We start from the raw sequence: 12,884 nt of genomic DNA, 5'->3' as shown, positions 1-12,884 counted from the left end.
CGTCAGCGGAACGCGGTGTCCGCGCCCAGCGCCTCGACGCCGTCCAACTGGTCCACCCGGGACCGGAGATAGGAGCGCAGCCAGCCGAACGCCTCCGCTCCCAGCGGGAGTCGCAGCGGCGGCTCGTCCAGGCCGACCGCCTCGATGATCGCCTCGGCACCTCGGCGCGGGTCGCCCGGCTGGGTGCCGTGCGTGGCCTCGAACGCCTCCCGCGCGGGCGCGATGATCGTGGCGTAGTCCCGCATCGGCTCACCCCAGCGGAGCGACCGGCCGCCGAAGTCCGTGCGGAACGGGCCGGGTTCGACGATCATGACGCGGATCCCGAGGTGCGCGACCTCGGCCGCGAGCGCCTCGGAGATCCCCTCCAGCGCGAACTTCGTCCCGACGTACGCCGTTCCGCCCGGCCCGGGCACCACACCGTTCACCGACGACATCTGCACGATCCGGCCGGCCCGCCGGTGCCGCATCCCCGGCAGGACGGCGCGGGTGACGGCCAGCGCGCCGAAGAGGTTCGTCTCGAACGCGCCGCGCAACTCCTCGTCGGTCAGCTCCTCGAACGCGCCCAGCAGCCCGAACGCCGCGTTGTTCACCAGCACATCGATCCGGCCGAAGGTCTCCTCGGCCCCGGCGACGGCCGACCGCACCGACGCCTCGTCGGTCACGTCCAGCCGTACGGCCCGCACCCGGTCCGGCGCGAGCGCCGCCAGATCCGCGATCGCCTCCACGTCCCTGGCGGTCGCCACCACCCGCCCGCCGCGGGCGACGACCGCCCGCGCGAGCTCCCGGCCGAAGCCGGAACTCGTCCCGGTGACGAACCAGACCCGGTCCCCGCTCATCATGTCCCCTCGTCCGTTGTCCACGGACGTCACCCTAGGGAACCGGTCACCGGCGGGGGGAACGGATTTCCGCCGCCTCCGCCCGCCGCCCGCCCCTCAGCCGGGCGCGGGACCCTCGACCAGGGGACGCAGCTCCTCCTCCAGCGCGTCGCTCTCCACCAACTGCCGGTACGTCGAGGGCGGCGCGTACGACGTCTCCGGGCAGGTCTCGTCGGGGGTGGTGGTGCCGTCCAGGGCGAACTCGCCGACCAGCTCCCCGGTCCTGGCCTCGAACACCCGGTACACGTACCGCGCGGACCACACCTCGGGGTTCGCGTCGCCGAGCGTGCCCCCGAGGTAGGCGCAGTCACCGACCTTCTCGCCCGTGAACTCCCGGTCCGTGTACTGGCAGACGAGCAGCTCCGTGAACCCGCTGTAGGGGGACGGCGCCCACGCGGTGGGCAGGAGCGGCAGATCGACCTCCGGAACGACGCCCACCTTGTGCAGAACGGCCGGGTGCGGGCCGGTCCCCTCGTAGGCCGGGCCGTCCGGGGAGTAGGCGACCACCGCGTCCGGATCGAACGGGTCGCCCCCGCACGCCTCGTCGCCGTCGCGGGTCTCCGGCCACGGCGTGGGCTCCGGGAACACCGGCTCCTTCCGGCTCCGCGACGGCTCCGGCTCCCCTGGTCTATCTCTTTCACTCTTCCTCCCCACAGTCTGTGTTGACTCAACACGCGGCGTCCGACAGACCCCTCACGTACACCCTTCGCCGGCAGCGTCAGACGGGTATAAGAGACAGCCTACGCCCCCGGCCGTCCCACGCGTGCGGCCGACACCCCGTGGGTACGGCACCCACGGGCAGCCGGGACGCGACGGACCGGGTGTCCAGCCCGCACATCCACCTCCCCGCCGCGTAGACACCCGCCCCGAACGGTGCCGGGGCCATCGACATGACCGGGCTTTCGGACCACCATGCGATTCGGGTGACGTCGTACCCTCGCCCCGCCCGAACGGGTGGCAGACGCACCTCGCCGCTCCACCCCGCACCACTCACCGACCGGGCGGACGCCCCGGTCCCGGGCCGCTGGACCACGGAGACGAACCATGACAGCCGACGACGATCGCGAACAGGCCCTGCGCACCGAGCTGACCGACACGCTCACCGCCTCCGGACATCTGCGCACCGAAGCCTGGCGCCAAGCCGTGCGCACCGTCCCGAGGCACCTCTTCCTGCGTGACGGCGTCTTCCGCCGCCGAGGCGCCGGCTGGGAGCCGATCACCCCCGCGCATCCCGACTGGCAGGCGCTCTGCTACCGCGACGAGCCCGCCGTCACCCGGGTCGCCGGCATCCGCCCCGACGAGATCGGGAGCGTGATCCACCGCGAACCCACCCACACCGGCCTCGCCCCGGGCGAGGCGGTGCGGATCCTGGAGGAAGCCGGCATCGAGGACGGCATGCGCGTCCTGCTCATCGGCACCGGCACCGGCTACACCACCGCCCTGCTCAGCCACCGGCTGGGCGACGACCTCGTCACCACCGTCGAGATCAACACCGACATCGCGCGCCGCCCCCGCCAGTCCCTGGCCGCCGCCGGTCACCACCCCCGCGTGATCGACGGCGACGGCGTGACGGGATGGCCCGGGGCCCTGGGCCAGTGGGACCGCATCATCTCCACCTGCGCCGTCATCACCATCCCCTGGCTCTGGTTCGCCCTCCTCCGGCCCGGCGGCGAGATCATCGCCCCCCTCGGCGGCTGGCTCGGCGCGACCGCGCGCGCGCGGCTCACCGGCGAGGAGGGCGGCACCCTGAGCGAGCCCGCCGCGGCCGTGGGCCGGCTGATCAGCCCCGCGGGCGCCGGACTCGAACTCGCCCAGCCCCACAAGCCGCCGCCTCTGCCTCATCCTGTTACTCAGGCACGTCCACGCTCTTACCAGTCCTTCTCGCTTCTCCTCGTTTTTTTTTTCAGCATTCCTCACCCCCCGACCTCCCCCCTACCCCCTTCGTCGGCAGCGTCAGATGTGTATAAGGGACACCCCCCGGACACCAGCCGCTCCGGGGAACGCCCCGCCCTGATCACGCCCATCGACCTGAACGACCCCACGGCCCGGTTCGTCGCCCAGGCGGCGGCCCCGTGGATCCAGGACATCGGGCTGCCCGACGGGCATCTGTACTGGGACCCCGAGGCCCAGGTGTGGGCCGCGCTGCGCGAGCACGCCGAGAAGTGGACGGTCCGCCAGTCCGCGTACCCCCTGTGGGACCGCATCGAGGACCAGATCATCCGCTGGCAGGCCGACGGCTCCCCCGGCCTGGAGGACTTCAGCGTCACCACCTCCGCCGACCAGCATCTGCTCGCCCTGTGGGACACCGTCCTGTAGCGCGGGCAGGGACATCGCCCGCCGTCCGCGGCGGCCCTGGCCGCCGGGGACCGCGGGCCCGACCGGCCGCCGGCACCGCGACGAGTACCGCAGCTTGCCCACGCCCCCTGTCTCCTATACCCCTCCTCCTCTCCCCATCCCATCCCCCGTCCACTTTCTTGCCCTTCTCCTCCCCGTTATCGTACGCCCCTCACCGCGCCTCCCGGCACCGCCCGTGCCTACGCTCGCCCCCGCCCTCGGGTAGACACCGGGCCCCACGGCAAGTCATCGACGACCACCGGGACACACCATCCGGAAAACCGGCCCGAGCCCCACCCGGAACACCGCCGTGACGGCACGGAACGGGCTCACGGGGTGGGGGGGCGGGTGGGGACGCGGGCCCAGAGGATCGTGCTGTGTGTGTCGCGGGTCCGGCCCCACTCGTCGGTGAGCGCGTCGATGATGCGGCGCCGGTGGCGGGTGCCCGCCGCGAGGTGGTGGACGGTTCCCGTGCGCGGGCCGCTCACGGCGGCGCCGGGGACCGTGCCGGGGATGACGACGCACAACAGCGCCTGATGGTGGGCGAGTCCGAGCCAGACATTGTCGTAGGCGGGGTCGGCCATGGCCCAGGCCATGAGTTCGGAGACGACGGACGCGGCGTCGTCCACCGTGGTGAACAGGCGCCACCGTTGCAGGGTGACGGTGGTGAAATGCCGGGCGGACGAGAGGTCGACGGGTAACGCGGCGAACATGCGTGCGGTGAACCGATGAGCGGATTCCGAAGGCATATTCACTTCGCCCGCCGCGCCCGGCTCACGGAAAAGCGATGAGGAGAGCCGGAGATGCGGCTCGCGGCGGCATGCGGGTGCGCCGTCACAGGTCGGCTCCCGGGGGCGGAGAGAGGGGAAAGGGTGTCGGGCCACTATTCCGGATCGTGCGTGCGGGCTGCAAGTGCGGGTACATAAACCCGTGTGGGGGTGCGGTAGAGCGACCATCTGTTCAATTACTACCCAGTAGCGGCTGGGAGTTCAGCACGGTGGAGAGAGATATGGGTGAGCGATACAGCAACGGCGTGTCCGCGGACATGATCGAAGGCGTGGTATGGCGCAAGAGCCGGGCGAGCAGCGCGCTGGGCAACTGCGTGGAGGTGGCGGCCCTGCCCGGCGGAGGCGCGGCCGTGAGGAACTCGCGTGATCCGCAGGGTCCGGCGCTGATTTACACGCCCGGGGAGATCGCCGCTTTCGTGCAGGGGGTGAAGCTGGGGGAATTTGACGACCTTCTTTGAAAACCCCCGGGTTCGTGGGACTCTGTGTTCCTGTTGTGTCTCAATGTAGCGACATCCAGGGACTGTTGGAGTCTCACGACGTAAGGGAGAGACGTGCATGGCGAGCGAGCCAGCCCGTGTGCCGTCGATGGTGGACCTTCTCGGCCGGCCGGCGAATACGCCAACGGTGCTGCGGGTCGCCCTCGGCATCATGCTGCGCAACTGGCGTGAGCAGCGGGGGATATCCGCACGCGCGGCCGCCAGGCACCTGGGCTGCTCGGAATCCAAGATCAGCCGTATGGAAACGGCGCACGGCCAGTCCCAGTTGTCGGGGCAGGAGGTGGCCAGCCTCCTGGCCCTCTACGGCCGGAAGGACCGGCGGCTGCTGGACGATGTCAGGGAGCTGGTCCGGCGCGCCAACGCGCCGGGCTGGTGGCACGCTTACGCGGACCTGACGCCGGAGTGGTTCGAGACCTTCCTCGGCCTGGAGTCCGCGGCCTCCCAGATCCGCGTGTACGACGCGCACCACGTGCCCGGCCTGCTGCAGACCGAGCGGTACGCGCGGACCGTGACCTGGGCGGGTCTGTCGCGTCTGAGGCGACGGGTCACGCGGGAAGAGGTGCAGCGCCGGGTGGAGTTGCGCCTGGCGCGCCAGGACCTGCTGACCCGGCAGCGGGATCCGCTGCACCTGTGGGCGATCCTCGACGAGGGGGTCCTCCAGCGCAGGATGGGCACCAACGCGGAGATGGCCGAGCAGTTCGACCATCTGATCGCCATGACCGAGTTGCCCAACGTGGTGCTCCAGGTCGTGCCGTTCGACTTCGGTGGCCCCGGGCACGCGGGGGGCCCGATCACCCACTTGAGGTTCCCGGCGCCGCATCTGCCGGACATCATCTACCTGGAGCAGGCGGCGGACGCGCTGTACCTGGAGGAGCCCCGGCGCACCGAGGAGTACCTCCGCATCATGGAGGACATCAGCCGCGGCGCCGAGTCGAAGCAGGAGAGCCTGGCCATGCTGAAGCGAGCGGCCTGGCGGTATCACTGACGCTGCCCCGGGCCGGCCGCGTCCTTCCCGCGTCCGGCCCAGGACACGCCGTTCCCTCAGCGCACGCGGCCGACGCCGCCGTACTCCATCCACCGGCCGCTTCCCACCACCCGGGCCAGCTCCGAATCGGGGCGCCAGGCACAGACGTCGACGACTCCCGGGTGGAGGATCTCCAGCGGCGCGAAGCAACGTTCCACCTCCTGCCGGGATCTCACCCGCCCCCAACTCCCCCGCGTGCGGCGCCGCATGAAGTCCGTGACCCGCTCGCGGACGTCCTCCTCGTCGCTCACCAGATGGCTGATGACCACGGCGCTGCCGGACGGGAGCCGGGAGGCAACCGTGCCGATGATCCCGGCGGGGTCGTCCTGGTCGGGAACGCAGTGGAGCACGGAGACGAAGAGGGCGGCGACGGGCTCGCGCGGGTCGAACAGTTCGCGGACCCGGGGATGATCCAGCACGGCCGCCGGTTCGCGGATGTCGGCGCGCAGGAAGGCGGTCCGCTCGTCGCGTTCCAGGTACGCCTGGCCGTAACTGGCCACCACCGGATCGTCGTCCACGTAGACGGTGCGCGCGTGCGGGTGGACGCGCTGGGCGATCTCGTGGACGTTGTCCAGGGCGGGCAGGCCGCATCCGTGGTCGATGAACTGGCGGATGCCGAGTTCCCGGGCGAGGGTGCGCACGACGCGTTCGAGGAATCTGCGGCGGTGGACCGCCACGGTCCGCGCGGTGGGGACCATCGTCAGGAGGCGGTGGGATGCCTGCCGTTCGGCCTCGTAGTGATCCTTGCCGCCCAGCAGGTAGTTGTCCATGCGCGCGATGGTCGGTACGCCTACGTCGGGGGGAGAAAGGGGCAGGGTGTCATCGTCCATGCAGTGGGGGGCCTCGCCTGATCGTTGAAGTGGGCATTATCGGTATACGAAAACGCCCATCGTAAAGCGCTGCCAGGCGGGTTGGCGGAGAATCGTGAGATCGGCCGGGAGGGGACGTGTGTGCTCCGGCGCACACGGCGGGGATGCGCACCGAGGGCGCGCGCACGGGCGACACGGAGTACGTGAAAGCGCCGGAACGCGGGGCGCCGTCTCAGGCCGGGCCGGTCAGCCCCGGCGCGAGACGCCGTTCGGCCAGCAGCAGATGCCAGGTGACGTCGCGCGGGGCGAGCCCCATCACCTCGGCGGTCTCGGCCAGGCTCATCCGCAGGCGCCGCCGCAGGAGCACCGCGTCGGCCTGCGGTGCCGGCAACAGGCGGTGCAGGACGTCGCCTTGGCCGGCCGCCCGGGCCTCGGCGTCCACCCGCCGGCCGAGCAGGTGCCAGGCCAGCGCGGCCGGGCTGGTGGCGAGGGCGGCGGCCCAGCGGGTGGCCAGTTCGCCCAGCGCGCTCTCCACGACCGCTTCCGCGACGGCCGTCCCGGGCAGCCGGAGCCGGCAGTACCGCAGGTAGCGGCCGTGGTGCAGCGCGCAGAAGGCGGCGAACTCCACGGGCAGGCGCAGCCGTACGGGCGGAGAACCCACCCCGATGACCTCGGGTGCTCCGGCGGGCCCGGTGCGGAACGGGCCGGGATCGGGCTGCGGCGGAATCATGCGAAGCCTCCCCTGGAAGACGCGTACGGGTTCGGTCATGTGCGTCAGCGCCTTCGGCGTTTGCCCACCGGGCGGCGGCCCCGCCGGGCGCGTGGGCTGGTCACCGGGCGTTCGGTGCCGCCGTTGCCGCCGCCATCGGTGGCGATCAGGTAGGCGTAGTCCACGTCCTGCCACAGGCCGACGAAGTCCTCCGCGCGGCCGTCGAGGGCGAGGACCAGGGCGGCGAGCGTCTCCCAGTCCGGGACCTCCCGGCCGTTGAGCATCCGGTCGATGGACGCCTCGTCCACCTCGATCCCCGCCTCGCTCGCGGTCTTCCGGCGGATGACGGACGCCGGGGGCCACCCGGCGGCGATGTGCAGGCCCCGCAGCACGGCGTGCAGCCGGTCCACGGCCTCGTCCCGGGGCCACCTCGGCGGGGGGTTGAAGCCCCAGGCGATCTCCCACAGGACCCGCAGTTCCCCCGGCTCGCCCTTCAGGGCCTCCACCAGCGTGCACACCGCGTGCCAGGCCGGCACCCGGTGGCCGGCGAGGATGCGCGTGACGTAGGACTGCGACACCCCGAGGGCGGCGGCGAGTTCGCGGTGGGACTGGCCGCTGATCTTGTACATCTGGGTGAGCGCCGCCGCCAGATAGCCCGCGGCGCGCGACCGGCCGTTCTCGCCCGTCTCCGTCTCGGTGGCGACCTCCGCCTCCGGGACGGCGGCCCGCTTTCTCCGCCGGGGCGGGAGGAAGGCGCCGCTCTCCTCCTCCCACCGGGCCAGCTTGCGTTCCACCTCCGGCGCGTGCCACCGGGAACGGGCCGCCGCCGCGGTCGTGACCGCCGCCTGCCCCACCGCTTCCCACGTCATCTTGGCGTTGCGGGCGTCGTTCACCGCCGCCGCGATGTACACGTCGACGCCGCGGGCGAGCCGCCGGGCGCACTCCAGCAGCACCTCCAGGTCCCGCTCCCCCTCCTCGGCCGCCACCAGGCGCCCGGTGAGCAGGTGCAGGTCCTCCGCGACGGATTCGGCCCGCCGCGCGGCCGGCAGGGGGTCCTTCTCCACGCAGACGGCGCGTTCGCGCTGTGCCCGCCGCCGGCATCCGGGGTCGCAGTACAGCTTGGTCCGGCCCCGCCGCTGCTGCGGTACCGGGCGACCGCAGACGCGGCACGGCTCGACGGGAGGCTCGACGGCTGGACCGTCAGACGGCATCGGAATCCCCTCCGCTATTTCTCACCCGGTGTCCGCTCCGTTCCGCGCACCCGACGACAGAAATGGAAGAGCCGCCTCCGCTCTCTTTCCTGGGCGCCGCGCCCGCGCGCCGGCCGGCGGAAGTCGCGTTTCCGCCGGCCGGCGTGGGCATCACCCGGTCCGGCGAATCCGCTGGTAGGAGCAGTGCCCGGACGGCAGTCCCCCGACCAGGCCGGCGATCAGCAGCCAGTCGGCGAGCGCGGGCCGCGCGCCGCAGATCACCACGGCAGTGAGCACCGGCAGCACCAGCACCAGCCCCACCGGCACGATGACAGAGACAGCACTGAAACCCGCGCCGGATTCCCGCTCCCTGCTACTGTCATGAACCGTGCCAGCCCCTCCGGGGCATGGCACGGAAAAGTGTTCGGGCATGCGAATCTCCTTCGTTCTCGAACCGTTCCAGCGGGGCCCCGGTTTCTGGCTGACAACCGCCGGGGCCTTGCGCATGGGCACGGTAGCGCGCCACCTACCCCACCGCTAATCACCGGAACCGCAGATATCAAAGTCGGCCAATCCGCAGGCGGGATTGTCGCGTTGGGGCGGGGGTGGGGATGTCGCCCGCTGAGCGCCGCGCCCGAATCCGTGGTTATTTCCGACCGTTTCATGACCACGAATGATCGGGCCTTCCCCACGGATTCCTGCCACACTCCGCCCCGAAGCGATCAATTCGCTCATGCGAGCGAAGAAAAGCGGCCGGAAGGCATGGCGGTATCGCGAACCGCCCGGTAGAACCCGCGCCCGGTCGCCGCGCCCGGCCCGGTCCACGCCGGACGCCGCCCTCGTCACCGCCGGGAGCCGGGTGCGCGGCCGGGGCCGTCCCCTCGGTCACCCCGGGGCCGCCCTACCGCCGCCACCGGGCCGTGGGGCCCGCGACCGGGCCCCCTGGAGGAAGCTTGTCGCCTCTACTGTTTAATTGCGAGCGCTTCGCAATTACGTACGATACCCGGCAGGAGTGTGCCCGATGACGGCCCGGATCACCGCCCGGACATGGACAGGGATCGCCGCGACGGCGGTGACCGCCGCACTGCTGACGGCCACCGCCTGCTCCGCCCCCGGCGAGGAGGGCGGCGGCGACGGCGGATACGACGAACTCGTCGTCGGCATAGCCAACGAGCCGGAGACGCTGAGCCCGCTCCTCGGCTACGGCAAGGACGGCAACTCGAAGATCTTCGACGGCCTGTTGCGCCACGACGAGGACCTGGAGCTCCAGCCCGCGCTCGCCACCGCGCTGCCGGAGATCAGCGACGACGGGCTGACGTACACCTACGCCCTGCGCGAAGGAGTCGAGTTCAGCGACGGAACGCCGTTCACCGCGCGGGACGTCGTCTTCACCTACGAGACCATCCTCGACGAGGACACCAACAACCCGGCCAAGGACGACCTGGCCGCCGTCGAGAGCGTCCGCGCCGAGGGCGACCACACCGTGGTGTTCACCCTGGCCTATCCCTACGCCCCCTTCGCCGAACGCACCGTGCTGCCCATCGCCTCCGCCGACGCCGCCGGCGGCCAGGACGTCAACACCGGCCCGTACAACACCGAACCGATCGGCACCGGTCCCTACGTCGTCACCGGCTGGACCCGGGGCGAACGGCTCACCTTCGAGGCCAACCCCGGCTACTGGGGCGGCGAGCCCGAGGTGCGGCGGCTGACCATGGCCGTCATCCCCGACGACGACGTGCGCGCGACCCGGCTCCGCTCCGGCGACCTGGACGCCGCCGTGCTGCCGCCCAACCTCGCCAACTCCTTCGCCGGCGAGGAGGGGTTGGTCACCCATACCGCCGAGAGCGCCGACTTCCGCGCCGTCACCCTCCCCACCGGCCACCCCGTCACCGGCGACCAGGACATCCGCCTGGCCCTGGACCTGGCCGTGGACCGGGAGTTGATGGTCGACAGCATCCTGGAGGGCGCCGGGCACGCCGCCTACGGCCCGGTGCCGACCGCCAGCCCCTGGTTCGCCGAGGGCACCGAGCGGCCCCACGACCCGGACGCCGCCCGCGCGCTGCTGGACGAAGCCGGCTGGGTGACCGGCGAGGACGGCGTCCGCGTCAAGGACGGCAGGCGCGCGGAGTTCACCCTCTGGTACCCGGCCGGGGACCGGCTGCGGCAGGAACACGCCCTCGCCTACGCCTCCGATGCCCGGGACATCGGCATCGACGCCACCGTCGAGTCCGGCTCCTGGGAGGTCATCGAGGGCCGCCTCGCCCAGGACGCGGTCCTCAGCGGCGGCGGCAACCCCGCCGACCCCGACTTCGACCTCTACGGCCTGCTCCACTCCGAACTCGCGGGCGACGGCTGGAACAACATGGGCCACTACGACAACCCGGCCGTGGACGAGCAGTTGGAGACCGGCCGGCGCAGCGGCGACCCGGCCGAGCGGGAGGCCGCCTACGAAGCGGTGCAGCGCGAACTCGCCGAGGACCCCGGCTACACCTTCCTCACCCACATCGACCACGTCTACGTCATGGCCGACCACTGGGACGGCGTCACCACCCAGATCGAGCCGCACGACCACGGCCTCGGTCACGGTCCCTGGTGGAACGTGGAGGATTGGCGGATCCGCTCGTGACCGCCCCCTGGGCCGGGATGGCCCGGCTCGCCGGGCGGCGGCTGCTGGCCGCCGTCCCGGTGCTGGCCCTGGTCACCCTCGGCATGTTCGCCGTCGCCGCCGCCTCACCGTTCGACCCCGTACGGCAGTACATCGGCTCCGACGGCCTCGGCGCCTCCCAGGAGACCCTGGACACCCTCCGCGAGAACCTGGGCACCAGCGGCACCTTCGTGGAGCAGTGGTGGGCCTGGCTGCGCTCCGCCGCCGGCGGCGACCTCGGCCAGTCGCTCGCCCTGCGCCAGCCCGTCGGCCAGGTCATCGGTGAACGCCTCGGCTGGTCCGTCCTGTTGTGCTCGGTCGCCTTCGTGGTCGCGATCCTGCTGGGCACCGCCCTCGGCGTGCTGGCCGCCCGGCGACCGGGCGGCGTGCTCGACCGCGTCGTGACCTCGGTCAGCTACACCCTCCAGGCCGCGCCGCCGTTCTGGCTCGCCCTGCTCGCCATCTGGCTGTTCGCGCTGCGCCTGGACGTCCTCCCGGCGGGCGGGCTCACCGACACCGGCAGCGACACCGTCACCGCGGGCTCCGTGATCCGCCACCTGGCGCTGCCCGCGGGTGTGCTGGCGATCTCCCAACTGCCGTGGTTCGTCCTGTACGTGCGCCAGGGCGTCTCCGACGCGCTCCACGAGGACCCCGTGCGGGGCGCCCGCGCCCGGGGACTGCGCGAGCGGACCGTCCTCCTCGGCCACGCCCTGCGCTCCGGACTGCTGCCCGTCCTCACCCTGATCGGCACCCGCGTCCCGGAGTTGATCACCGGCGCCCTGCTCGTCGAGACGGTGTTCAGTTGGCCCGGCATCGCCTCGGCCACCGTCCGGGCCGCGACCGCCACCGACTTCCCGCTGCTCGCCGCGCTGACCGTGCTCTCCGCCCTCGCGGTCCTGGCCGGCAACCTGCTCGCCGACCTGCTGTACGGGCTGGCCGACCCGCGCGTCGACCACGACGAGATGTGAAAGACGAGACGTGAGAAACGACATGGGCAAGCCGGAAGGCGGGGACGCGACCGTGGAGACGGCACCGGGGAACGGAACGGCCGCGCCCCGGCCCGCCGTTGACCGGCCCTGGCACGCCCCCGGCGGCGACGGCCGCCGCACCCGCGCCGTGCGGGTCGCCGTCTCGGGCGCCCTCATCGGCGCCACCGTGCTGGCGGTGCTGCTGGTGCCCCCGCTGTTCCCGCTGGACCAGCAGGCCGTCGATCTGACCGCCAAACTCGAACCGCCTTCCTGGGCCCACCCGTTCGGCACCGACGAGGTCGGCAGGGACGTGCTGCTGCGCTGCGTCTACGGGATGCGCGTCTCGCTGCTCGTCGGGGTCGTCGCCGCGCTGGTGGCCAGCGGCATCGGCCTGGCCGTCGGCTGCGCGGCGGGCGCCCTGGGCGGCCGGGCGGACCGGCTGACAATGCGGCTGGTGGACACGTTCACCGCCGTGCCGCACCTGCTGATGGGCATCTTCATCGTGGCCATGTTCCGTCCCGGGATCTGGCCCGTCATCGCCTCGGTCGGGCTCACCCACTGGGTGTCCACCGCCCGCATCGTCCGCGCCGAGGTGCTGTCGCTGCGCGCGCGTCCCTTCGTCGACGCCGCGATCTCCGGCGGTGCCTCCCGGCTGCGGGTCGCCGCCCGGCATCTGGTGCCGGGCGTGCTCCCGCAAGCCGGCCTGGCCGCCGTGCTGATGGTCCCGCACGCCATCTGGCACGAGTCGGCGCTGTCCTTCCTGGGCCTGGGCATCCCCGCCCACGAGGCCAGCCTGGGCACCATGATCAACGGCGCCCGCGGCTCGCTGGTGACCGGCGAGTGGTGGCCCACGCTGTTCCCCGGCCTCTTCATCGTCGTGCCCACCCTGGCGCTGGCGGGCCTCGCGGGCGCCTGGCGCGAACGGATCAACCCCCGCCGCCGATCGGAGCTGGTGCTGTGAACGACCCCCGACGTGCCGCGAACACCGCCGGACACGAGACCGCGGCCCCGGAACCGCTGCTGTCGGTCCGGGAGTTGTCCGTACG

Annotated in this window: 13 protein-coding genes; 6 read left to right on the top strand and 7 right to left on the bottom strand. The window is 72.4% G+C overall.

The genetic code is table 11. The features are described from left to right. Nucleotides 1-2: 2 nt before the first annotated feature. On the bottom strand, nt 3-860 hold the full coding sequence (locus tag BN2279_RS12465) for an oxidoreductase (protein WP_234347805.1): 858 nt from the start codon (nt 858-860) through the stop codon (nt 3-5). Between the two features lie 72 nt (nt 861-932). Then, nucleotides 933-1,463 (bottom strand): hypothetical protein, encoded by a 531-nt coding sequence (locus BN2279_RS12460; protein WP_059008903.1) that lies wholly within the window; start codon nt 1,461-1,463, stop codon nt 933-935. A 456-nt stretch (nt 1,464-1,919) separates the two neighbouring features. Between BN2279_RS12460 and BN2279_RS12455 the strand changes: the two genes are divergently transcribed. Next, entirely contained in the window at nt 1,920-3,191 is a 1,272-nt protein-coding gene (locus BN2279_RS12455) for a methyltransferase domain-containing protein (protein WP_059008901.1), read from the top strand. A 347-nt stretch (nt 3,192-3,538) separates the two neighbouring features. Here BN2279_RS12455 and BN2279_RS12450 read toward each other — a convergent pair whose 3' ends face one another. Continuing rightward, nucleotides 3,539-3,922, bottom strand: a complete 384-nt coding sequence (locus BN2279_RS12450; protein ID WP_059008899.1) for a hypothetical protein — start codon at nt 3,920-3,922, stop codon at nt 3,539-3,541. Nucleotides 3,923-4,218: 296 nt separating this feature from the next. Here BN2279_RS12450 and BN2279_RS12445 point away from each other — a divergent pair, with 296 nt between their 5' ends. Then, a complete protein-coding gene (locus BN2279_RS12445; RefSeq protein WP_059008897.1) occupies nt 4,219-4,455 on the top strand; it encodes a DUF397 domain-containing protein in 237 nt (78 codons plus the stop codon). 97 nt (nt 4,456-4,552) lie between these two features. Beyond that, nucleotides 4,553-5,479, top strand: a complete 927-nt coding sequence (locus tag BN2279_RS12440) for a helix-turn-helix domain-containing protein (RefSeq protein ID WP_079032105.1) — start codon at nt 4,553-4,555, stop codon at nt 5,477-5,479. Nucleotides 5,480-5,535: 56 nt separating this feature from the next. On the opposite strand, the gene BN2279_RS12435 is transcribed toward BN2279_RS12440, so the two are convergent. The 4 genes from BN2279_RS12435 to BN2279_RS29335 all read right to left on the bottom strand — a co-directional run bounded on the left by BN2279_RS12435 (nt 5,536) and on the right by BN2279_RS29335 (nt 8,547). Next, on the bottom strand, nt 5,536-6,348 hold the full coding sequence (locus BN2279_RS12435; RefSeq protein ID WP_059008893.1) for an SAM-dependent methyltransferase: 813 nt from the start codon (nt 6,346-6,348) through the stop codon (nt 5,536-5,538). 211 nt (nt 6,349-6,559) lie between these two features. Further along, nucleotides 6,560-7,057, bottom strand: coding sequence for a hypothetical protein (locus BN2279_RS12430; RefSeq protein WP_059008891.1), 498 nt, complete (start codon nt 7,055-7,057; stop codon nt 6,560-6,562). Nucleotides 7,058-7,101: 44 nt separating this feature from the next. Next, on the bottom strand, nt 7,102-8,247 hold the full coding sequence (locus BN2279_RS12425; RefSeq protein WP_159037207.1) for a helix-turn-helix domain-containing protein: 1,146 nt from the start codon (nt 8,245-8,247) through the stop codon (nt 7,102-7,104). 150 nt (nt 8,248-8,397) lie between these two features. After that, complete coding sequence (locus BN2279_RS29335) at nt 8,398-8,547, bottom strand: hypothetical protein (RefSeq protein ID WP_159037206.1); 150 nt, start codon at nt 8,545-8,547, stop codon at nt 8,398-8,400. A gap of 700 nt (nt 8,548-9,247) precedes the next feature. Here BN2279_RS29335 and BN2279_RS12420 point away from each other — a divergent pair. From BN2279_RS12420 to BN2279_RS12410, 3 genes are read left to right on the top strand one after another with little or no spacing between them, the layout of a single operon-like run. Next, nucleotides 9,248-10,852: an ABC transporter substrate-binding protein gene (locus BN2279_RS12420; protein ID WP_059008888.1), complete on the top strand. Its 1,605-nt coding sequence runs from the start codon at nt 9,248-9,250 to the stop codon at nt 10,850-10,852. 17 nt (nt 10,853-10,869) lie between these two features. Further along, a complete protein-coding gene (locus BN2279_RS12415; RefSeq protein ID WP_059009617.1) occupies nt 10,870-11,838 on the top strand; it encodes an ABC transporter permease in 969 nt (322 codons plus the stop codon). Nucleotides 11,839-11,860: 22 nt separating this feature from the next. Further along, entirely contained in the window at nt 11,861-12,799 is a 939-nt protein-coding gene (locus BN2279_RS12410; RefSeq protein ID WP_059008886.1) for an ABC transporter permease, read from the top strand. The last annotated feature ends 85 nt before the right edge of the window (nt 12,800-12,884 follow it).

It is taken from the genome of Streptomyces specialis (assembly GCF_001493375.1).
Classification (GTDB): domain Bacteria; phylum Actinomycetota; class Actinomycetes; order Streptomycetales; family Streptomycetaceae; genus Streptomyces; species Streptomyces specialis.
The sequence above is the reverse complement of the archived record's forward strand: the minus strand, read 5'-3'. Positions and strand labels throughout refer to the sequence as shown.

What these genes read in the sequence shown, in the direction of transcription:
- BN2279_RS12415 (WP_059009617.1), top strand. Translation starts at nt 10,870, where the DNA reads ATGGCCCGGCTCGCCGGGCGGCGGCTGCTGGCCGCCGTCCCGGTGCTG.
- BN2279_RS12425 (WP_159037207.1), bottom strand. Translation starts at nt 8,247, where the DNA reads ATGCCGTCTGACGGTCCAGCCGTCGAGCCTCCCGTCGAGCCGTGCCGC.
- BN2279_RS12430 (WP_059008891.1), bottom strand. Translation starts at nt 7,057, where the DNA reads ATGATTCCGCCGCAGCCCGATCCCGGCCCGTTCCGCACCGGGCCCGCC.
- BN2279_RS12445 (WP_059008897.1), top strand. Translation starts at nt 4,219, where the DNA reads ATGGGTGAGCGATACAGCAACGGCGTGTCCGCGGACATGATCGAAGGC.
- BN2279_RS12450 (WP_059008899.1), bottom strand. Translation starts at nt 3,922, where the DNA reads ATGTTCGCCGCGTTACCCGTCGACCTCTCGTCCGCCCGGCATTTCACC.
- BN2279_RS12410 (WP_059008886.1), top strand. Translation starts at nt 11,861, where the DNA reads ATGGGCAAGCCGGAAGGCGGGGACGCGACCGTGGAGACGGCACCGGGG.
- BN2279_RS12440 (WP_079032105.1), top strand. Translation starts at nt 4,553, where the DNA reads ATGGCGAGCGAGCCAGCCCGTGTGCCGTCGATGGTGGACCTTCTCGGC.
- BN2279_RS12435 (WP_059008893.1), bottom strand. Translation starts at nt 6,348, where the DNA reads ATGGACGATGACACCCTGCCCCTTTCTCCCCCCGACGTAGGCGTACCG.
- BN2279_RS12455 (WP_059008901.1), top strand. Translation starts at nt 1,920, where the DNA reads ATGACAGCCGACGACGATCGCGAACAGGCCCTGCGCACCGAGCTGACC.
- BN2279_RS12420 (WP_059008888.1), top strand. Translation starts at nt 9,248, where the DNA reads ATGACGGCCCGGATCACCGCCCGGACATGGACAGGGATCGCCGCGACG.